Raw genomic sequence first — 18,135 nt, 5'->3', positions numbered from 1 at the left:
GTTTTCATTTTGTGCGCCGTTGTGCCCCTGACCCATGGTCTGCGGCCCTCGTCGCGCGTAGATAATGGCATCCCAGCGGGTGCGGGGGAAGCGCAAAGAATAACGCGAATTCAGGTAGTTGATCACAGCGTTCATCATCTTAGCCCCAATCCTCGACGTCATGCTTGGAGACCGGTGTGCCCACAACGTCATCGGCGCGCTCACGGTCCATCGGGAAGCTGGTCAGGCCCGGGATCGACTTGATCGGCATCAGGTAGCCGCGTGATCGAATACCGGCCAAGGTGAGAGGGTGCGGGGTTGGTGTGGCACCCGGAACGCGGGACGCTGATTGCTTCCAGACACCACCGGCCCAGTCCGAGTTCCGGAACAGGTCCTTCAGCTGCTGAAGCTGCTGGTTGGCGATGAACAGCTGCGCCTCTTCGCCCGTGCCGCTGACCCGCAGGCCGACGCTGGCCAGCTGGGTGTTACATCGCTGCTGGGTGATGCGCAGGCTGCTGTGGCCCTCATCGTCCGGGTGTCGGAGCCCCTCTGGTGTGCCAGGCAGGCCAGCCGCGCCCATCACCCACTGGGCGATGTTGTACTGCTGACCCTTTCGGTAGGGATCATACTGCTGACCCATAAGGTGCAACAGCATGGCATCGGCATCGTTCACCGTGTCTTCGCGATCGGCGTTGGCGATGAAGGCGATCTTCTTGGCCCAGCTGGCCATGACATCTTCTGTCGCGATATCCGCTTGGCTCGCCATATCCGCCATTGCGAGGACTGTGCCCCAGTTGTCGGCATCGCGGCCCATAACACCTTCATGCTCCAGTGCGTGACGCCACGCGGACATGCGGTCCGGCCAGCTCTCCCACCGATCGATGAGCAGCTTCTTCAGACGTGCGCCGCGTGCCCGCCATGTGCGGGGCTGCAAGTTCAGCTTGGCCGCGCCCTTATCGAGCGGTTTCATCTCCAACCGGATCAGACGCTGAACGTCCTGTGTTTTCATTACGCCCGGGATCAGGATCGAGCTGAAGAGGAAAGCCGAATAGACCTTGCCGCCCACGCCTGTCTGGTCGGCCGACCCGCGAAACCATTCTCCACCCGATGCCGCGACCCGCGCCAGCGCGATGATGTCCCGTTCCTTGGTTGACCGCTCATCGCCGGGTTCGAGCTCGTCGACGGCCACTGGCAAGCTCGACTGCCCCAGCTTGGACGTGATGCCGGATTTGGTGGCGTCGGTGGTCTGCACAAGGCCGTCGTCGCCGTGCAGCAACTTGATCAACTTCTGGAACTCAGACTTGCCTGAGGCAGCCGGCGCAACCAACCAGAAGACCGGCCGCCAATCGAGGGCACCGCAAAGCATCTGCGTCGCGATCATGCCCAGAGATATGAATGGGTGCACATCCGGCACCGCCCAGTTCCAGGTCTCAATGGTTTTCAATATCTCGGGCACGGGGTCCGGGGCTTCATCAGCCTCGTCAGGGTGGGGGATTGGGGGTTGTGCGGGATAGATATGCTTGCCCACCTTGCCGGGGCGTTTCTTCTCGCCGCGCACCAGCACCGCGTCACCGGCGTGATAGATCAGCCGGCCGTCGTCATCCGTCCAGGCACCCACACCGCGCACGTCGTGCAGCGGGTTGAAGACGCCCAGCTCCGACGTCGCCTCGTACATCGCCATGCTGGCCTTGTAGGCATCGAAGCGGCCGGGTTTGCGCACCCAGCTGTCGCCCTTGTATTCCCACTGGGCGAAATTGAAGCACAGCTTGGGGATCTGATGGCCGAACAGCGACTGCATGAACTGGCCTTCCAGCTTCTTGGCGCCACGCATCTGACCCAGCACATCGAGAAAGTAATGATGATCTCCGCGCACGCCCAACGGCGTAACAGGGCAGCCATCGTAGATTTCTCCTTTGGGGCGGCCGCGATAGCTGCGATCTCCGTCCTCCGGGGGCTGTCCCGGCGGGGGAGGGGCGTCACCACCGCCACCTGCGCTGTCATCCGCTCGTGGGGCCTCCGGCGCATTGTCCAAAGCATCGCGCAGCTCGTCCTTGGTGGGACGGTTTGGGGCCTTGCGGTAGCTGGCGCGATCCTGATTTCCAAGCCACGCGTCGTTGCTTGCCTGCTCTGTCACGTCTGTTGTGCCTCCAATTCATTGGCGACCGAGGCAACGCGATCGCAAAACTTGCGCCGGCGGGCGCTCTTCTTTTCCCCGTAAGGGCCGGGTGCGAGGGTGCGAGACGCCTGCAAGGCTTTGTCCAGCAGGCCTATGGCGCTGGCGTAGAACTGGCGATCGAGGACATCCTTCTCCTTGAAGTGCGGATGCAGCAGGCCGAGATGATCGATCCCGGCCCAGCTGCCGTGTCCAAAGGCGACGCCGTAGCGGCCGAGGCGGATTTCAGTGCGAAAATTCATGTGATCCGCCCGTGATTTTTGAGCTGCTGCGCTTCGGCAATGTCAGCACATTTCAGAAGATCGGCCGCCACACGGCGCGCGGTCTCAGGCTGCATCGAGGCAGCCGCGAAACCATCGCCGCCCGCGTCGTTCATGACCAAGTGGATGGACTGGCAGTCGCAGTCTGGGCCGCAGTTTCCGACCTCGAGTGTGTCGGCTGCTAAGAGGGCATTCATTGCATCACCCAGATGCAGCCTTTGCTCTCACAGGCCATGTGCAAATGCGCTTTGGAACCAGCCAAATAGGCACGGATTTTCGACCCGCAAACCGGGCATTTTGTCCAGGCACGGCGCTTGTTCTTTTTCAACATTGCCGTGCGCATACGGAGCGCCAAATCTAAGGTTTCGCCAATCCGATCGCGCGCATCGCTTTTGATTTCAGCTTGGGTCATCCGGCTTCCTTTCCTTGCTCATGCCCTGCGGCCGAGGCGCGCAGAGCGTCGTTCAAATCCTTGCCGCCCCAGCGGTTCTGAAACAGCTTCACCCGGCGGCCAGCCTTCTGGTGCTGCGCGACGGCGCGCTCCAGCTGCTCGCGGGCCGTGTCGTTGTCGTCGAGGTCAGCGACCAAGGTGAGATCGGTCACCGTGTCGGGCAGGGCGACAAAGCCGAGGTTTCCGAGGGAGATCGCCGCCAGAACGCGGGCCTCGGGCTTCAGCATCACGATCGACAATGCGTCCTCGATGCCTTCAGCCATGAACAGATGGGTGCCCGCAGGCGCATGGCGCAGGCCGACCGGCTTGCCGCCACGGGGGCCAATGCCTTTCCAGATGTGGATCGCCGAGCCGTGGTATTCACCCAGCACCTTCTTCGCGGCCGGCACGGGCGCTTTGTTCCAGCGGCCCTGGGCATCGCGTGCCAGATAGGTGCGGTGGACGGCCACGTTCTCGCCGCGTTGGTTTGTGGCCATCGCTACCATTGCAGGATAGCTGCCTTCGAACACCTCGCCGGTTTTTGGATCCTCGTGGTAATAGCTGCACTCGGGCACAAAACGCAGAACCCGCGGCTGGCGGCCTAGCGCCCGCAGATCGATGCAGCGCTGGTCGCGCAGATAGAACTCCACAGGCGTGTCGGCGATGCGCTCTTGACCGCCCAGCCAGATCGCTTGCGCCTGGGCGCTGCGAGCCCTTTTGCGCGCTCGATCTTCTGCTTCAGCTTTGGATCGGCGCACGGCGGCTTTGCGCGCCGCTTCTTTCCGCCGCGCGAAGTCCTCGGGGCTGTCGGAGCGTAGGCCGAGAAACGAACGGGCTTCGCGCACCGCCTGGGCAAGGTCACAGTCCAGCGACAGGGCGATCAGATCCAGCACGTCGCCATATCCTTTTCCGGGTACGCTGCCCACGGCATAGTCATTCCAGCGCCCCGCATCCGCTCCTGTCATTGTGACGCAGAAGCTTCCGACCGAGCGATCTGCGCGGCCGGGGTTTAGGGTGAAATACTTGCCAAACGCTGTGTAGGAGCCTTTGGCCGGCGGCGCGTATTGCGCCACCACGCCGTCGAGCTGGTCCAGCAGCATGGATTTGATCTCATCCAGAGAGTATGTGGGGCGCTGGGACATGATCAGTCCGGGACGATCTGCCAATCGTCAGCGAGCATGTCTGTTTGCGATGCAAGCCAGCCCACCACCATAGCGCCATCTGCTGCGCGCATATCGATGTGCGGCAACAGTTCGATCTCACCCTCCGGGTCATCGATCTCAACAGCACGCTTCGCAGCTGCGTGACCACATTTGGCATGCTTCGCGGGAAAGGCCGATCCCGGCGTCAGCGCGACCCACATCCCTTTGCCGTTCCAACCTGCCCGAGCGACTTTGGCGCCAGACTTCATGGCCATAATCGCGTGGCCAAACGACATCGCGTCCTGAGGCTGATAAGCCCGGGCAAATACATCAGCCGGCGACCAGCTGATATAGCCCGCATGGTCAGGATGGTTCGATGCGCCACCGTCGATGTATTCGACCAAATAGCCGTGATCCGCACCGTCCTCATCAGCAGGAAGGGTCCAGCCACGATAGTTGTTATAGGCTTGCCGGGTCATGGCGGTGGCCTTGATCTGCTTAGTTCCGAAAAACGTCTGCATCAGAATGCTCCATTCGTTGGATTGGGTTTCAGGTGTCGGCGCGCAGCTCTTTAAAAACCTCGTAGGAACGACCCGCCCGCCATGCCGCGAATTTCGCGACGGCCGTGTTGGCATCGAGGTGCGCTCGAAACGAGAGCTCCCCGCTAAAATCGACAGACACGATGACCTGCTTTGCCGCAGCCACCATCGGCGCCACGATTGGATGATCCTCGGTGACCAGCGGCAGGACATCCCGGAGGATCTCCATCCACATCCTCTGATTGGGCTGCGACACCACGCGTTCGGTCGCGAACCACGTGAGCGCAAATGCGAGCGTTTGGTCTGCCGCCGAAAACCGTGCATCGATGCCTACCGGATCAGCCATAGATATCAGCCCTCCCGGCATCGACAGGTTCGTGCTGGACCAGCGTCCGGATCGCGTCAGTCAGTGTCTGGCCGATCGCGACCAGGCGTTCTCGATCGAACCGGCATTCCTCGTACTGGACGGCAAAGTCGGTGATGGCACGAAACAGCGGTTCGTCAGAAGACATGGCCTCTTCAGCGCGGGTAACCATGGCATCGACATCGTCGCGGCTCAGATCATTGCACCGTGCCCGCATCCCGATCGACAGAGCCTCAAGGCGGACGGACTTGCGCAGATCAAAGCCCATTGCGCACCTCCGGTAAAAAAGCGTGCAGACCGTCCGCGCCCACGGCGGCCTGCACGCAAGTCCGGATCGCGGCGCACCTAGCGGCGCTGTACCTCATGGGCCAATAGCAATCCGGTTGTCCGGTAGGGAGGAGGTGCCGGGCAACTCTCATTCCGCTGCAATCTCTTGCGCGGACATATTCTCCAGCAGTGCTTCGATCTCGGCGCGGCTTGCGCCCCAGATCAGATGTTTTTCGGCCAAGGGAATGCCTTGGCGTCTGGCATATTTAAGAAGCTTGCGATTGACGCGGGGCGGCATGTCGCCGGCATCACGATATTGAGATGCGCGCCGCCAGCCATAACCGGCTTTTTCGCCCATATCGACGATCCGCCCCAACTCGCCAATGGGGGCGATAAGGCGCTCACATACTTCCAGTGGTGTCAGGTTGCTACTCATGACACGACATCTAGCTGCGGGACGTATATCTTGGCAACTATAAAATACAGAATTTGTATCGTGAAATTATAGTTGTGAGTAGCTACTTGCTGACAAATGGATGACAAGTGGTTCAAGCAGCAGCAGAAACGCGTCGGTGCGACAGCCGAAGATATCGCGCAAAAAATGGGTCGCACGCGCGCGAACGTTTCGAATATCTATACTGGCCGTCAAAAAATGTCGCTGGAATGGGCTCGGGCATTTGCTGAAGTGCTACAGGTTCCTATCGATGAGGTCTTGAAGCGCGCAGGAGTGTTGAAGCCTGTTGAGGCGCGCCGGGTCACGCCCGAGTTTGCAGATAGTGATGCGGCACCCTGGGGCGACAAGGGCAATAGCAGTGATGGTGTATACAATATCGCTGCTGCGTTGGGCGGCGCCAGGCCGGGTGTTGACGTTTGGCAGATAGAAAGGGGCGCGCTGAGCCTTATGGGCTATTTCCCTGGTGATATGATCTTGCTCGACACCCATCAATCAGAGCTCTGCAAGGCCGGCGATGTGGTGATCGCGCAGAAGTATGACGGCAAGACCGGTGCATCTCGGATGTTGCTTCGCAGGTATGAACCTCCTGTCTTGGTTGCCGCAAGTCCTGAAGCGGCGGATCGCCGCGTTGACGTTGTAGATGGCTCCAATGTTCTTATAAGGGGCAAAATCATAGGTAGCTGGCGAGTTGTGTGACGGCCAACCTAAAATAAAAATATAGTAAAACTATAAAAGTCAGTTGACAGTTGCGGGTATCAACTCCTAACTCTTGTGTGAAGACATCATACAGGAGCTGACATGACACAGGTTGCCAACCTTCCCACGGTCCCGAATGCTATGGCTGGGCCGATCACCGACAAAATGCTCGAACAGGTCATCTGCGCCGGCACAACCGCGCAGAAATGTACTGGGCTTTCCGACGCCGATGCGGCGTTGATCATCCTCACTATCCCTCAGATCGCTACGGAACTGCTGCATCGCCGCCGCGCGATGGGCGTCATCGCCGATATGACCGAACTCGACAACGTCACGTTTATGCCCTCGGTCCGCGACAATGGCTGATCTTGCTGATCCTGCGGACATGATCCGATCCATGGCGCCCGAAGAGCGGCGCGGCTTCCTTTATGCCTGCGACGTGATGCACAACTGGGCGGGGCAGATCGAAGAGAAAGCCCCGACGCTTCGGGGCGCCGACCTCGACATTCCCCTTAGCCTTCAAATGCAGAATTCTGCCCGCTTCGCGCAAGGGCTTGCCGACGCAATGAAGCGTCAGGCGTCTGCATAGACTTTCTGCCGGGGGTCGCCAGCGGGTCTGCTCGACCGCCCTCACAACCCACAAGCCCGACAGGCTGGCGACACTGTCCGGTAAACCATCAGGCAAAGACATGGAACTCATTCGAGACATACTGACAGCGATCGGCGGGGTGACAGTCTTGTCGGCCGCGCTGGCCGTGGTTCTCCTGCTGGTGCCACCTCGGCGCCCCCAGCCACGCAACCACCCGGAAACGCAAGACGACTTTTCGGTCTCGCTGCAACGCTGGGGCGATGTTCAGGAAAGGAAGGGGCAGTGACTTTCATAACCGCCGCTGATGTCGCGGCGCTTACCGGGTTCTCCGACGGCGCTGCATTCCTACAAGCGCGTCCGCGTCTTGAGCGTGACCACGATTTTCCACTGCCTATGCCAACCTGCTTGCGGCCGTTGAAATGGCGCAAGGATGCGGTGACGTCTTGGGTTGATCTGCAATGCCGGCCGACTTCCGACGATCCCTTCGTGGGCGGACCAAATGTGGTGCTGCTTGAGGAGGCGCGTCGGGCATGAGTGGCGCGGCACCCATCACCGACAAGATCGCCAGCCTGCGCCAGCGCCGTCGCGCCGATGGCGGGTGGCGGGTGTGGTGGGAGCCGAATGCATCCGCTCGGAAACTTGGCTTTCAGCCTGTCGAGCTCAATGGCGATCGTCCGACCTGGTCAGCCCGTGAGGCCAAGCGCCTGAATGATGACGTTGATCGGAGGCGCCGCGGTGACACCGCGCCAGCGCGCGGCAGCGGCGGCAGGACGATTGATGCTCTGATAGCCGACTATCGGCATTCCGTAGCGTTCAAGGAACTCTCCGATGCGACCCGGCGCAGCTACGCCATCAATTTGGCCGTGATCGAAACAAAGTGGGGTCCAAGCAACGTCGTGGACTTCTCCAAGCCGATCCTCCGCACTTGGTACGAGACCGTATATTCTGCTTCGGGTCCGGCGCAGGCCTTAGCCTTGATCCGCATGTTTTCGATCCTCATGAGCCACGCCGAAGTGCGGGGCTGGCGTGCCGAAAATACCAACCCTTGTTTCAAGCTGAAGATGAAAGCGGTCCGCAAGCGGCACCGCACGGCCACCTGGGCAGAGTTTGATGCTCTGGTGCAGGCTGCGCAGTCTTTGGGTTATCATGCCGTTGCCTGCGGAATTGTTCTGGCGACCCTCCAGGCGCAACGTCAGACTGACGTCATCAATGCCAAGGTTGCTCATTTCCGTGAGGTTGAGGTGGCGGGCATCGATGCGCCGGTGATGATCTGGGAATTGATCCGATCCAAGCGCGAGAACTATGGCGTGATGCCAATACACCCCGAGGCGCAGCCTTACTTGCGCATGCAGCTACCAGTCGAAGGTGAAGATCGCACTTACCTGCTGATCGATGAGGCGACCGGGCAACCCTATTCTGGCGATCTCTTCCGAAAACGCTGGGCCGCGATACGCGCACTGGCGTCCAAGTCTGTGCCAGGTCTCGCAAGTCTCCAATTCCGAGATCTGCGTCGAATCTTCGGGGTTTGGTCCCGCGCCGGCGGCAGCACAAAAGAGGATGTCGGTGATGTCCTGGGCAACTCGGCCGCGCTCGATCCGCAGCTGGGCGAAATCTACATGCCACCCTCATTCCACACGGCCGCGCGTGCGGTGGCATCAATCCAGCGGCCAGCTGAAACCAAGAGGAAAAAAGCATGACCCAATTCAGCCTAGAACCAGAACAGGCACAAATCGTCGCAAATGCTCTTAGAAACCATGCGGCCGATTGGCGGCGCTATATCAAAGGCACCGCCCCAGCCGACGCGACGGCCGAGGAGTTGGCGACCTTTGAACGCCAAGCTACCGAGCACATGGCGATTGCCGAGATTTTCGACCCGTCTGGACCCGCCCCGGAGGCACCATGATCCCTAAAAGCATCAGAAAGAAGCTGCCCACGGCGAGGCTAATTTCTATTGAAAACGGTGGATACTATCGCAAGCCATATTTCGCACGGTTCAGGTGCGCGAATTTCATCCGCTGGCAGATTTGGCGCATTTGTATCACGCATCGAGCCCCATGGATCGAACGGTCAGCGCGCCAAATCCATCCCCATCTATTTAAAACCAACTAAGCCTGAGGAAAAAAGCATGAACCAGAAACAGGAAATGGGCAGGCTGGCGATGCGTGTCGAAGGTGATCTATGGGTCGCATACTACGCATTGCCAAAGACCATGGATGGCGCGCTGTTTTTGGGCTCGATCCAGATGGCATTCGTCCAAGACGAGAGTGCGAAGCAGATTTTCATGGCGCTCATGCGCGATGCAGTGTCTCTTGTCATCAAGGGGCAGACTGGCGTCGATCCGCAATGGCCTGATCCTTTCGGAAAACCAGCTCCACAGCACGAACGTAGCGGGCGAGCCTGATAGCTTTATTGGAGGAACTCATGTTTGACGTAATTGGATGCGGTGAAGGTTGGCAGGTGCATAAGAATGGGCGACCTGTAGGCAGTGTTTATAAAACTGAAGAGCGGGCTTTTGCATTCATTAATCGTCTCACACGCGACGAGAAGTTATCCCAGCGGCCGTGCATCACCTGCCGGACTGCATTCAAATCCGAAGGCCCACATCATCGCATGTGTCGACCCTGTCGACAGCTGGCAACTGGGATGCTGGCGATATGAATGGCCGCCGTCCGACTCGGACGGGTTCGGACGGTCGGACGGCCAAATTCGGACGAAGCGCCAAAGGTCTGAATTTTAAGGATTAAGTGGTGCCCCCACACGGACTCGAACCGCGGACCTACTGATTACAAATCAGTTGCTCTACCAGCTGAGCTATAGGGGCACTGAGGGCTCATTTAGAGAAATGGCGCGGGGGTGCAAGAGGGGAAATGAGAGTTTCTTTCGGATTTTACACGCGGCGCGGGACGGGCTATTCATCGCCAAGATTTTCAAGGTTGAGCGGAGTATCATGCAACTCGTTTTGCACACAGGTGTTCATTTCACGGAAGACGAGCGGCTGCTGAAATGCCTGCTGCGCAATCAGGATGATTTTGCCAAAACCGGCGTCAAAGTGCCCGGGCCCAGCACCTATCGCAATCTGTTTCGCGATACGCTCAACGCGATGCACAAGGCAGAGCCTTCTGAGGTGGCGCGGGATGTTCTGCTTGATGCGATTCTTGATGAGGGCACAGCCAGCCGGGTGATCCTGTCGGATGCGAATTTCTTTCGCTCGCCCGCCACGGCGTTGCAAGAGGGGGTGCTCTATCCCGCCGCCGCCGTTCGGATGTTGCGCATGGCGCAGCTGTTCCCCGAGGACGAGATCTGCATCTTTATGGCGATCCGAAACCCCGCGTCGCTGGTGCCGGTGCTCTATGACAAAGCGGCCGACAAGACTTCGGCGGCCTTCTGGGGGAGCGGGGGCCGGAAGACCTGCGCTGGTCTGAGACGATTGCCCAATTGCGCGAAGCGGCGCCGGGCATTCCGATCACGGTCTGGTGCAACGAAGACACGCCGCTGATCTGGGCGCAGATCATCCGCGAGATGGCCGGATTGGAGCCGGAGACCAAGATCAAAGGCGGCTTTGATCTGCTGCACGCCATCATGTCCGAAGAGGGGATGCGGCGGTTCCGCAGCTATCTCGACACCCATCCAGAGATGTCCGAGGCGCAGAAACGGAGGGTAATCACAGCGTTTCTCGACAAATACGCGCTGGAAGAAGAGATCGAGGAAGAACTCGACATGCCCGGCTGGACCGAGGAATTGGTCGAGCGGATGACGGCGCTTTATGACGCGGATGTCGAAGTCATCCGCGCCATGCCGTGCGTCAGCCTGATCGCGCCTTAAACATTGGCTTCAGCCAGTTTGGTGATCACGTCATAGGCCATGGCCACATCCTCGGCTGTGGCGGTGAAGGCGCCTGCCTGAAAGCGGATCACCAAAGCCCCGTCGATGCGGGTCTGGGTCAGGTAGATCCGCCCATCGTCGTTGATCCGATTGAGCAACTTTTGGTTATGCGCCTCAAGGTCTGCGGTCGCCAAATGGCGGAAGGTGAAGAGGAGAGCATTGGCGGGGTCACGATCTCGAACCCTTCCGTCGCCTCCAGCCGTGCGGCCAAGTCCTGCGCCCATGTCACATGGTTGCGGATCATCTCGCGCAGCCCTTCCAGCCCATGGGCACGGATCAGGAACCATAGTTTCAGTGCCCGGAAGCGGCGGCCCAAAGGCACCGACCATTCGGAATAGTTCACAATCCCATCCGCGCCGTGGGTCTTCAGATACTCCGGCTGGATCGCCAGCGTGCGGACCAGATCGTCAGGATTGCGCAGAAAATGCGTGGTGCAATCAAACTGCGCGCCCAGCCATTTATGCGGGTTCATTACCACGGAATCGGCGCGTTCGACCCCGGCCCAAAGGGCGCGGAACTCTGGACAGATCATCGCTGATCCGGCCCATGCGGCATCGACATGGGTGTAGAGCCCTTCGGCCTCGGCCACATCCATCACGGCGGCGATGTCATCGCTGGCACCCGCGCTGGTGCCGCCGGTGCAGGCGATGATCCCCGCCGGCAGATGCCCCGCCGCGCGGTCGGCAGCGATGGCGGCGCGCAAGGCATCGGCATCCATCGCGCGGGTTGGGCCGTGGGTAGGGATACGCACAAGGTTCTCTTCGCCCAGCCCCGCAATCCAAATGGCGCGGTCGACCGAGGTGTGCACCTCTGCCGAGCAATAGACCCGCAGGCGCGGCTGGCCCGACAGACCTGCCTTGTTGCCCTGCCAATCCAATGCCCGCTCACGCATCGTCAGCACGGCGCAAAGCGTGGCGGAACTGGCGCTGTCTTGGATCACGCCGGTGAACCCATCGGGCAGACCGATCGCTTGGCGCATCCAATCGCAGACGCGGGTTTCCAGCTCTGTCGCCGCCGGAGAGGTTTGCCACAGCATGCACTGCGCCGCGATGGCAGAGACGAAATATTCCGCCAGCACCGAGACAGGCGCGGCATTGGCCGGGAAATACGCAAAGAACCGGGGGTGCTGCCAATGGGTCATGCCGGGCATGATGGTCTGCTCAAAATCGTCGAAAATCGCCTGCATCGCCTCGGCCCCTTCGGGCGGGGCGTCGGGCAGGGCAGAGAGCACGGCACCGGGGGCGACCTGTGCGCGGACGGGTTCATTGCGCAGGCCCGCGTGGTAGTCTGCGGCCCAATCGGCCGCACGGCGGCCCCACTGGCGGAAATCCTCCCAGTTCATCCGCGGCTCCTTTGGCCTATAATCTTGGTTGTCATACGTGATCTGTGCCCCATGTTGTTGTATTGTCTCACTGTTGTTCCGCGCGGCTTGGCCTCTTCAAGAATGATGCCGCAGCGGTTATGGTGATCGTCACGCCCTTTTGGGCGCTCTTTGACTTGGTAAGTAGCGATCAGGAAACCGTCAAGAATGGCCACAATGCCCCCCTGCGCCGCACTGCCCGCTCCCTTCCGATTGCGCTTTTGCGCGCGCGGGAAAGGGTGATGGGGCCGATCCGGGAAATCCTGAACGAAAGCGGCATCTCGGAACAGAAGTTTCGCGTGTTGCGCGTCGTCGAGGAATCTGGCCCGATGGAGCAGACAGCACTGGCGCAGCAAGCCTGTCTGCTGCTGCCGAGCTTGACACGCATGTTGCGCGCGATGGAGGAAGAGGGGCTGCTGAGCCGTGCCAGCGATCCGGACGACGGGCGCAAGTCCATCGTCACGATCACCGATCAGGGCCAACAGATTTTACAAGACCACGCGGGCGATGCCGCGGCGCTGTTTTCCGATTTCGAGGCCCGTTTCGGCAAGCAGCGGATGGAAGACCTGCTGGATATGCTCGAAGACCTCGTCAATCTGGACATGCAGAAAAAGACCGACGGGCCAAAGAAAGACTGACGCGTAGGGGTTAGCCCCTTTGCTGCCCGCCGCACCGCGCAAATTCCGGCCAGCGCCATGCGGCTGCCCTCGGACTCTGTCGCCGGGGCGCCCTGCTGGGTCAGGGCCCGCAGGTAAAGCTGCGCCGCGCCGCCCGTGCCGATCACCGCCAGCGTTTGCCCCAGCCAATAGGCCCGTGCCGCCGCAAGTTCCGCGCCGATCAGCGTGCCAGCCAACCGCGCCTCTGCCGTGGGCGGCGGGATATCGTTCAAAGCCAGATCAGCCCGGATGGAGGCCAAACGCCCCGCCAGCCGCTCGGGCCGCGACAGCCCATCGCTGAGCGCATCGTCAAAGGCCGTGTCGTCCAGCGCCGTGCCCTCGGCTGGGGTGCCGTCGCCCAAAAGGTCCAGCAATTCCCCGGTCAGGAAAGTCTGAAAGCTCACCACTTCGCCCGCGCTGATCTGCGCCCAGACCGAAGTCGCGCCTGGCAAGCAGATCACCCCGTCCCAGTCTTTGTTGAGGCTCAGAAAGCCCGCGATCTGTGTCTCGGCCCCTCGTAGCAGCCCGCTGGGGCTTTGCTGCCGCAGGGCGGGGATGACCTGAAGGTCGAAGTTATCCGTGGGGAGAGGCGTCGCACCTTCGGCAGTGGCGGTGCAGGGCACCATGCGGGGCGCGGCGTCGGTCCAGCCTACGGGCAGGCCCGCCACGAAGACCGGCAAACGCGGCAATTGCCACGGCGCGGTGAGTGTCTTGAGCGCGGCGTCAAAGGCCGAGGCGCTGGTCAGGCCCGCCGGGTCGCACTCCGCCGTGGCGGTCTCTAGCGCCGATCCGCCCTGCATCGCCCAGACCTGCAACCGCGCGTCTTGGACCTCAACCGCCAGCCAGTCTGCTTTGCTTACATCGGTCATCGCACCGCCTCTCGTCGTGAATTTCCGTCTGGCATAGGCCCTGTGGGCTGCGGGTTCAATGCGTCCGATGCCCTGTCAGCCGTGCGACTGCCCGATTACTTCAAGCATAAAATATTTATCCTTGAATGAAAAAGCGACTCAGCCTAGGCTCCGTTCCAAAGCGAACCAGAGGGGAATTTCGATGCGTGCAATCTGTCTTGGCGGCGGTCCTGCGGGGCTGTACTTCGCGATTTCGCTGAAACTGCGCCAGCCCGAGGCCGATGTGACGGTGCTGGAACGCAACCGCGCCGATGATACCTTCGGCTGGGGCGTTGTGCTGTCGGATGAAACGCTGGATAATCTTGAGGTTAACGACCCCGTCTCGGCACGCGAAATCCGCAGCCATTTCGCCTATTGGGACGATATCGCCCTGCACCACAAGGGCAACGTGATCCACAGCACCGGCCATGGTTTCTGCGGTATTGGGCGCAAGCGGCTGCTGCTGATCTTGCAAGAGCGGGCGCGCGCGTTGGGCGTGAACCTGCAGTTCGAGACCGAGGTCAAGGATGCCTCCGAATACATGGATGACTACGATCTGGTGGTCGCCTCCGACGGTCTGAACTCCAGAACCCGGATGGAATTCGAAGAAACCTTTAAACCAGACATCGACGTGCGCCGCTGCCCCTTCGTCTGGCTCGGCACGCATCAGAAATTCGACAACGCTTTTACCTTCATCTTTGAAAAGACAGACAAAGGCTGGATCTGGGTCCACGCCTATCAGTTCGACAAAGACACGGCGACTTTCATCGTCGAATGTAGCCAAGACACCTTTGACGCCTATGGATTTGGTGAAAAGACCCAAGAAGAGACCATCGCGATCTGCGAAGAGATCTTCAAGGACCACCTCGACGGCCACAAACTGATGACCAACGCCAGCCACATCCGCGGCTCGGCTTGGATCAAGTTCCCCCGCGTGCTTTGCGAAAAGTGGAGCCACGAGAATGTCGTGCTTCTGGGCGATGCCTCGGCCACGGCGCATTTCTCGATCGGGTCGGGGACGAAACTGGCGCTGGAATCTGCGATCTCGCTGGCGAAACATGTCAGCGACGACAAAGACCTGACCACGGCGTTCGAGAAATACGAAGAAGCCCGCCGCCTTGAAGTGCTGCGTCTGCAATCGGCGGCGCGCAACTCGGTCGAATGGTTTGAGGATGTTGAGCGTTACCTCGATCTGGACCCGGTGCAGTTGAACTATTCCATGCTGACCCGCAGCCAGCGGATCAGCCACGAAAACCTGCGCGAGCGTGACCCCAAGTGGCTGGAAGGAGCCGAGAAATGGTTCCTCGACCAAGCGGGTGCCGACAGCAATGGCCCCGTCCGCGCGCCGATGTTCGCGCCGTTTCAACTGCGTGACATGAAGCTTGAAAACCGCATCGTCGTCTCGCCGATGGCGCAGTACAAGGCCGTCGATGGCTGCCCGACCGACTGGCATTTCGTGCATTACGCCGAACGCGCCAAGGGCGGCGCGGGGCTGGTCTATACCGAGATGACCTGCGTCTCGCCCGAGGGCCGCATCACGCCGGGCTGTCCGGGCCTTTATGCACCCGAGCACGAGGCCGCGTGGATGCGCCTGACCGATTTCGTTCATGCCGAAACCGAGGCGAAGATTTGCTGCCAGATTGGCCACTCGGGCCGCAAGGGCTCCACCCAACTGGGTTGGGAAGAGATGGACGCGCCGCTCAAGGCGGGCAACTGGGACATCATCTCGGCTTCCGCGATCCCGTGGTCGGAAAACAATGCCCTGCCCAAAGCGGCGACACGCGCAGACATGGACGCGATCCGCGACGAATTCGTCGCAGCCACCCGCATGGCCGAGCGGGCCAACTTCGACATGGTCGAACTGCATGCCGCGCACGGCTACTTGATCTCGTCCTTCATCTCGCCGCTGTCGAACCAGCGCGAGGATGCCTATGGCGGCAGTCTTGAAAACCGCATGCGCTACCCGCTTGAGGTCTTCAAAGCGATGCGCGACGCTTGGCCCGGGGGCAAGCCGATGGCGGTGCGCATCTCGGCCAACGATTGGGTCGAAGAAGACGGCGTGACCCCCGACGAAGCCGTTGAAATCGCCCGTATGTTCAGCGACGCGGGGGCCGATATCATCGACGTCTCGGCAGGCCAGACCTCGAAACAGGCCAAGCCCGTCTATGGCCGCATGTTCCAGACCCCGTTCAGCGACCGCATCCGCAACGATGGCGGCATCAAGACCATGGCCGTGGGCAACATCTATGAGGCCGACCACGTCAACTCGATCCTGATGGCGGGGCGTGCCGATCTGGTCTGCCTTGCCCGGCCACATCTGGCCGATCCCTATTGGACCTTGCACGCCGCCGCCGCCATCGGCGACCGCCACGCCGCTTGGCCGCTGCCTTACGGCCCGGGCCGCGATCAGGCATGGCGTCTGGCAGACCGCGCGGCGGAGATGGAGAAAGTATGAGCCATATCGTCATCACCGGCGGCGGCACCGGCGTAGGGGCCGAGATCGCCCATACGGTGGCCGGGACCGGCGCCAAGGTCACGATCATGGGCCGCCGCGAAGCACCCTGCGCGAGCAGGGCCTGCCGTTTCAGACCTGCGACGTGACCGATGCGGATGCCGTACAAGCGGCCTTCGCCGCCGCCCGCGCCGAGAATGGCCCGATCACCGGCGTCATCGCCAATGCGGGGGCGGCGCATTCCGCGCCTTTCCACAAGATCACAGCGCAGGACATGAGTGATATGATGGCGGTGAACGTTACCGGCGTCTTTAACGTCTGGCAGGCCGCGCTGTCGGAGATGAAAGACGCCGGGCAGGGGCGTTTGATCGCCGTGGCCTCCACCGCGGGGCTCAAGGGCTATCCTTACGTTGCGGGCTATGTCGCGGCGAAACATGGGGTCGTCGGTCTGACCCGCGCGCTGGCGTTGGAACTGGCGCGCACGGGCATCACCGTGAACGCGATTTGCCCGGGCTTCATCGACACGCCGCTCTTGGAACGCTCGGTCGAGAATATTACCGCCACCACCGGCAAAAGCGCCGAGGAGGCCCGCGCCTTGCTGAAACGCGCCAGCCCGCAGAACCGCTTTGTCGAAACCTCCGAGGTCGCCGGTGCCGTGCTCTACCTGCTGTCGGACGCCGCGGCTTCGGTCAACGGCCACGCGCTGGCGCTATCGGGGGCGAAGTATGAGCGACGTGGCCAAGGATCGCGTGCGCCTCTGGCTGCGGCTGCTGAAAGTCGTGCGCGGGTTGGAGCAGGAATTGCGCGATACGCTGCGGCGTGAGCATAACACGACGCTGCCGCGGTTCGACGTGATGTCGGCCCTCTCGCGCCATCCCGAAGGGCTGAAGATGAGCCAGCTTTCGGGCGTGCTGCGCGTGTCCAACGGCAATGTCACCGGCATCGCCGATCGTCTGAGCGAGGAGGGGCTGGTCGAACGCATCCCGGTCCCCGGCGACCGCCGCGCGATGATGCTGCGCTTGACCCCCGCGGGCACGGCGCAATTCGCCCGCCAAGCGCAGGCGCATGAAGACTGGATCAACGAAAAACTGCGCGGAATCTCCTCCGAGGAAGCCCGCGCCATGGCGGCCCGCCTGCAGGCTTTCGCCGCCCAAACGGAAGAAAAGGAAAAAGCCAATGCGCAGTGATGTGACGCATTTCCAATGTGAAATCAAAGACCGGATCGCCACCGTGCGGCTTGACCGGCCTGACCGCAAGAACCCGCTGACCTTCGACAGCTACGCCGAGCTGCGCGACTGGTTCCGCGATCTGGTCTATGCCGATGATGTCGATGTGGTGATCTTCGGCTCCAATGGCGGTAACTTTAGCTCTGGCGGAGATGTGCATGATATCATTGGTCCGTTGACCCGCATGAACATGAAGGAACTGCTGCGTTTCACCCGTATGACCGGCGATTTGGTCAAGGCCATCGTGAACTGTGGCAAGCCGGTCATTGCCGCCGTCGATGGTGTCTGCGTGGGCGCGGGCGCGATCATCGCCATGGCCTCGGACCTGCGGCTGGCAACGGCAGAGGCCAAGACCGCCTTTTTGTTCACCCGCGTAGGCCTTGCGGGCTGCGACATGGGCGCCTGCGCGATCCTGCCGCGCATCATCGGCCAGACACGGGCGGCCGAACTGCTCTACACCGGGCGCGCCATGTCTGCCGAAGAAGGGGAACGCTGGGGTTTCTACAACCGGCTGGTGACAGGTGAGACGCTGGAAGATGAGGCGCTTAAACTGGCGCAGAAAATCCAAGCCGGCCCGAATTTCGCGCATATGATGACCAAGACGATGCTGGCCCAAGAATGGGCGATGTCCATCGAACAAGCGATCGAAGCCGAGGCGCAAGCACAGGCGATCTGCATGCAAACGGGCGATTTTGAACGCGCCTACAACGCTTTCGTCGCCAAGGAACGCCCGGTCTTCGAAGGGGACTGAGATACGAATAGCCAAAAGATAAACACGC

At 61.0% G+C, this 18,135-nt stretch carries 23 protein-coding genes, 1 tRNA gene and 3 pseudogenes; 16 read left to right on the top strand and 11 right to left on the bottom strand.

Annotated features, from left to right (window positions below):
- Positions 1–139: 139 nt before the first annotated feature.
- Both ACFQAU_RS00260 and ACFQAU_RS00255 read right to left on the bottom strand, forming a co-directional pair.
- Positions 140–2,113, bottom strand: a complete 1,974-nt coding sequence (locus ACFQAU_RS00260; protein ID WP_132443608.1) for a hypothetical protein — start codon at positions 2,111–2,113, stop codon at positions 140–142.
- Positions 2,110–2,394, bottom strand: coding sequence for a hypothetical protein (locus ACFQAU_RS00255; protein WP_132443607.1), 285 nt, complete (start codon positions 2,392–2,394; stop codon positions 2,110–2,112). Before ACFQAU_RS00255 ends, ACFQAU_RS00260 begins: the two co-directional genes overlap by 4 nt.
- 11 nt (positions 2,395–2,405) lie before the next feature.
- On the opposite strand from ACFQAU_RS00255, the gene ACFQAU_RS00250 reads away from it, so the two are divergent.
- Positions 2,406–2,597, top strand: a complete 192-nt coding sequence (locus ACFQAU_RS00250) for a hypothetical protein (protein WP_165935528.1) — start codon at positions 2,406–2,408, stop codon at positions 2,595–2,597.
- Between the two features lie 8 nt (positions 2,598–2,605).
- On the opposite strand, the gene ACFQAU_RS00245 is transcribed toward ACFQAU_RS00250, so the two are convergent.
- The 6 genes from ACFQAU_RS00245 to ACFQAU_RS00220 form a co-directional block, all read right to left on the bottom strand.
- Positions 2,606–2,824: a hypothetical protein gene (locus ACFQAU_RS00245; RefSeq protein ID WP_132443605.1), complete on the bottom strand. Its 219-nt coding sequence runs from the start codon at positions 2,822–2,824 to the stop codon at positions 2,606–2,608.
- Entirely contained in the window at positions 2,821–3,984 is a 1,164-nt protein-coding gene (locus tag ACFQAU_RS00240) for a DUF7146 domain-containing protein (protein ID WP_132443604.1), read from the bottom strand. The genes ACFQAU_RS00245 and ACFQAU_RS00240 overlap by 4 nt, the downstream gene beginning before the upstream one ends.
- 2 nt (positions 3,985–3,986) lie before the next feature.
- Positions 3,987–4,505, bottom strand: a complete 519-nt coding sequence (locus tag ACFQAU_RS00235) for a DUF2829 domain-containing protein (RefSeq protein ID WP_240791535.1) — start codon at positions 4,503–4,505, stop codon at positions 3,987–3,989.
- Between the two features lie 28 nt (positions 4,506–4,533).
- Positions 4,534–4,869, bottom strand: coding sequence for a hypothetical protein (locus tag ACFQAU_RS00230; protein ID WP_132443603.1), 336 nt, complete (start codon positions 4,867–4,869; stop codon positions 4,534–4,536).
- Positions 4,862–5,155, bottom strand: a complete 294-nt coding sequence (locus tag ACFQAU_RS00225) for a hypothetical protein (RefSeq protein WP_132443602.1) — start codon at positions 5,153–5,155, stop codon at positions 4,862–4,864. The genes ACFQAU_RS00230 and ACFQAU_RS00225 overlap by 8 nt, the downstream gene beginning before the upstream one ends.
- A gap of 147 nt (positions 5,156–5,302) precedes the next feature.
- Positions 5,303–5,590: a hypothetical protein gene (locus ACFQAU_RS00220; protein ID WP_132443601.1), complete on the bottom strand. Its 288-nt coding sequence runs from the start codon at positions 5,588–5,590 to the stop codon at positions 5,303–5,305.
- A gap of 96 nt (positions 5,591–5,686) precedes the next feature.
- On the opposite strand from ACFQAU_RS00220, the gene ACFQAU_RS00215 reads away from it, so the two are divergent.
- The 8 genes from ACFQAU_RS00215 to ACFQAU_RS00180 all read left to right on the top strand — a co-directional run bounded on the left by ACFQAU_RS00215 (position 5,687) and on the right by ACFQAU_RS00180 (position 9,294).
- Positions 5,687–6,304, top strand: a complete 618-nt coding sequence (locus ACFQAU_RS00215) for a helix-turn-helix domain-containing protein (RefSeq protein WP_132443600.1) — start codon at positions 5,687–5,689, stop codon at positions 6,302–6,304.
- Positions 6,305–6,406: 102 nt separating this feature from the next.
- Complete coding sequence (locus tag ACFQAU_RS00210) at positions 6,407–6,670, top strand: hypothetical protein (protein WP_132443599.1); 264 nt, start codon at positions 6,407–6,409, stop codon at positions 6,668–6,670.
- Between the two features lie 31 nt (positions 6,671–6,701).
- Positions 6,702–6,893 (top strand): hypothetical protein, encoded by a 192-nt coding sequence (locus tag ACFQAU_RS00205; RefSeq protein ID WP_132443598.1) that lies wholly within the window; start codon positions 6,702–6,704, stop codon positions 6,891–6,893.
- Positions 6,894–6,993: 100 nt separating this feature from the next.
- On the top strand, positions 6,994–7,179 hold the full coding sequence (locus ACFQAU_RS00200) for a hypothetical protein (protein ID WP_132443597.1): 186 nt from the start codon (positions 6,994–6,996) through the stop codon (positions 7,177–7,179).
- Positions 7,176–7,427, top strand: a complete 252-nt coding sequence (locus ACFQAU_RS00195) for a hypothetical protein (RefSeq protein ID WP_132443596.1) — start codon at positions 7,176–7,178, stop codon at positions 7,425–7,427. The genes ACFQAU_RS00200 and ACFQAU_RS00195 overlap by 4 nt, the downstream gene beginning before the upstream one ends.
- Positions 7,424–8,590, top strand: coding sequence for a site-specific integrase (locus tag ACFQAU_RS00190; protein ID WP_132443595.1), 1,167 nt, complete (start codon positions 7,424–7,426; stop codon positions 8,588–8,590). The genes ACFQAU_RS00195 and ACFQAU_RS00190 overlap by 4 nt, the downstream gene beginning before the upstream one ends.
- Positions 8,587–8,796, top strand: a complete 210-nt coding sequence (locus ACFQAU_RS00185) for a hypothetical protein (protein ID WP_132443594.1) — start codon at positions 8,587–8,589, stop codon at positions 8,794–8,796. The genes ACFQAU_RS00190 and ACFQAU_RS00185 overlap by 4 nt, the downstream gene beginning before the upstream one ends.
- Before the next feature lie 48 nt (positions 8,797–8,844).
- Positions 8,845–9,294, top strand: coding sequence for a hypothetical protein (locus ACFQAU_RS00180; protein WP_206054263.1), 450 nt, complete (start codon positions 8,845–8,847; stop codon positions 9,292–9,294).
- Between the two features lie 344 nt (positions 9,295–9,638).
- Here the strand turns inward: ACFQAU_RS00180 and ACFQAU_RS00175 are convergent.
- Positions 9,639–9,714, bottom strand: a tRNA-Thr gene (locus ACFQAU_RS00175).
- 126 nt (positions 9,715–9,840) lie between these two features.
- Between ACFQAU_RS00175 and ACFQAU_RS00170 the strand changes: the two genes are divergently transcribed.
- Both ACFQAU_RS00170 and ACFQAU_RS00165 read left to right on the top strand, forming a co-directional pair.
- Entirely contained in the window at positions 9,841–10,389 is a 549-nt protein-coding gene (locus ACFQAU_RS00170; RefSeq protein WP_386279691.1) for a hypothetical protein, read from the top strand.
- Positions 10,329–10,715, top strand: a complete 387-nt coding sequence (locus ACFQAU_RS00165; RefSeq protein WP_386279688.1) for a hypothetical protein — start codon at positions 10,329–10,331, stop codon at positions 10,713–10,715. Before ACFQAU_RS00170 ends, ACFQAU_RS00165 begins: the two co-directional genes overlap by 61 nt.
- On the opposite strand, the pseudogene ACFQAU_RS00160 reads toward ACFQAU_RS00165, so the two are convergent.
- Positions 10,712–12,117, bottom strand: a pseudogene (locus ACFQAU_RS00160) (pyridoxal phosphate-dependent decarboxylase family protein). The gene ACFQAU_RS00165 and the pseudogene ACFQAU_RS00160 overlap by 4 nt on opposite strands.
- A gap of 62 nt (positions 12,118–12,179) precedes the next feature.
- Between ACFQAU_RS00160 and hpaR the strand changes: the two are divergent.
- A complete protein-coding gene (hpaR, locus tag ACFQAU_RS00155; RefSeq protein ID WP_386279685.1) occupies positions 12,180–12,773 on the top strand; it encodes a homoprotocatechuate degradation operon regulator HpaR in 594 nt (197 codons plus the stop codon).
- Between the two features lie 47 nt (positions 12,774–12,820).
- On the opposite strand, the pseudogene ACFQAU_RS00150 reads toward hpaR, so the two are convergent.
- Positions 12,821–13,660 (bottom strand): annotated as a pseudogene (locus ACFQAU_RS00150) (2-dehydro-3-deoxygalactonokinase); the annotation flags it as partial.
- 181 nt (positions 13,661–13,841) lie between these two features.
- On the opposite strand from ACFQAU_RS00150, the gene ACFQAU_RS00145 reads away from it, so the two are divergent.
- From ACFQAU_RS00145 to ACFQAU_RS00130, 4 genes and pseudogenes are all read left to right on the top strand, one after another.
- Positions 13,842–16,133, top strand: a complete 2,292-nt coding sequence (locus ACFQAU_RS00145; RefSeq protein WP_132443590.1) for a bifunctional salicylyl-CoA 5-hydroxylase/oxidoreductase — start codon at positions 13,842–13,844, stop codon at positions 16,131–16,133.
- Positions 16,130–16,854, top strand: a pseudogene (locus tag ACFQAU_RS00140) (SDR family NAD(P)-dependent oxidoreductase); the annotation flags it as partial. The gene ACFQAU_RS00145 and the pseudogene ACFQAU_RS00140, both read left to right, overlap by 4 nt.
- Position 16,855: 1 nt before the next feature.
- Entirely contained in the window at positions 16,856–17,317 is a 462-nt protein-coding gene (locus ACFQAU_RS00135; RefSeq protein ID WP_067627975.1) for a MarR family winged helix-turn-helix transcriptional regulator, read from the top strand.
- A complete protein-coding gene (locus ACFQAU_RS00130; RefSeq protein ID WP_120350828.1) occupies positions 17,307–18,107 on the top strand; it encodes an enoyl-CoA hydratase family protein in 801 nt (266 codons plus the stop codon). The genes ACFQAU_RS00135 and ACFQAU_RS00130 overlap by 11 nt, the downstream gene beginning before the upstream one ends.
- Positions 18,108–18,135 lie beyond the last annotated feature (28 nt).

The sequence above is a fragment of the Sulfitobacter profundi genome, from assembly GCF_042661425.1.
Taxonomy (GTDB): Bacteria; Pseudomonadota; Alphaproteobacteria; order Rhodobacterales; family Rhodobacteraceae; genus Sulfitobacter; species Sulfitobacter profundi.
This window is presented reverse-complemented; position numbering and strand designations above follow the sequence as displayed.

What these genes read in the sequence shown, in the direction of transcription:
- ACFQAU_RS00255 (WP_132443607.1), bottom strand. Translation starts at nt 2,394, where the DNA reads ATGAATTTTCGCACTGAAATCCGCCTCGGCCGCTACGGCGTCGCCTTT.
- ACFQAU_RS00245 (WP_132443605.1), bottom strand. Translation starts at nt 2,824, where the DNA reads ATGACCCAAGCTGAAATCAAAAGCGATGCGCGCGATCGGATTGGCGAA.
- ACFQAU_RS00240 (WP_132443604.1), bottom strand. Translation starts at nt 3,984, where the DNA reads ATGTCCCAGCGCCCCACATACTCTCTGGATGAGATCAAATCCATGCTG.
- ACFQAU_RS00235 (WP_240791535.1), bottom strand. Translation starts at nt 4,505, where the DNA reads ATGCAGACGTTTTTCGGAACTAAGCAGATCAAGGCCACCGCCATGACC.
- ACFQAU_RS00230 (WP_132443603.1), bottom strand. Translation starts at nt 4,869, where the DNA reads ATGGCTGATCCGGTAGGCATCGATGCACGGTTTTCGGCGGCAGACCAA.
- ACFQAU_RS00225 (WP_132443602.1), bottom strand. Translation starts at nt 5,155, where the DNA reads ATGGGCTTTGATCTGCGCAAGTCCGTCCGCCTTGAGGCTCTGTCGATC.
- ACFQAU_RS00220 (WP_132443601.1), bottom strand. Translation starts at nt 5,590, where the DNA reads ATGAGTAGCAACCTGACACCACTGGAAGTATGTGAGCGCCTTATCGCC.
- ACFQAU_RS00215 (WP_132443600.1), top strand. Translation starts at nt 5,687, where the DNA reads ATGGATGACAAGTGGTTCAAGCAGCAGCAGAAACGCGTCGGTGCGACA.
- ACFQAU_RS00210 (WP_132443599.1), top strand. Translation starts at nt 6,407, where the DNA reads ATGACACAGGTTGCCAACCTTCCCACGGTCCCGAATGCTATGGCTGGG.
- ACFQAU_RS00205 (WP_132443598.1), top strand. Translation starts at nt 6,702, where the DNA reads ATGGCGCCCGAAGAGCGGCGCGGCTTCCTTTATGCCTGCGACGTGATG.
- ACFQAU_RS00200 (WP_132443597.1), top strand. Translation starts at nt 6,994, where the DNA reads ATGGAACTCATTCGAGACATACTGACAGCGATCGGCGGGGTGACAGTC.
- ACFQAU_RS00190 (WP_132443595.1), top strand. Translation starts at nt 7,424, where the DNA reads ATGAGTGGCGCGGCACCCATCACCGACAAGATCGCCAGCCTGCGCCAG.
- ACFQAU_RS00185 (WP_132443594.1), top strand. Translation starts at nt 8,587, where the DNA reads ATGACCCAATTCAGCCTAGAACCAGAACAGGCACAAATCGTCGCAAAT.
- ACFQAU_RS00170 (WP_386279691.1), top strand. Translation starts at nt 9,841, where the DNA reads ATGCAACTCGTTTTGCACACAGGTGTTCATTTCACGGAAGACGAGCGG.
- ACFQAU_RS00145 (WP_132443590.1), top strand. Translation starts at nt 13,842, where the DNA reads ATGCGTGCAATCTGTCTTGGCGGCGGTCCTGCGGGGCTGTACTTCGCG.
- ACFQAU_RS00135 (WP_067627975.1), top strand. Translation starts at nt 16,856, where the DNA reads ATGAGCGACGTGGCCAAGGATCGCGTGCGCCTCTGGCTGCGGCTGCTG.
- ACFQAU_RS00130 (WP_120350828.1), top strand. Translation starts at nt 17,307, where the DNA reads ATGCGCAGTGATGTGACGCATTTCCAATGTGAAATCAAAGACCGGATC.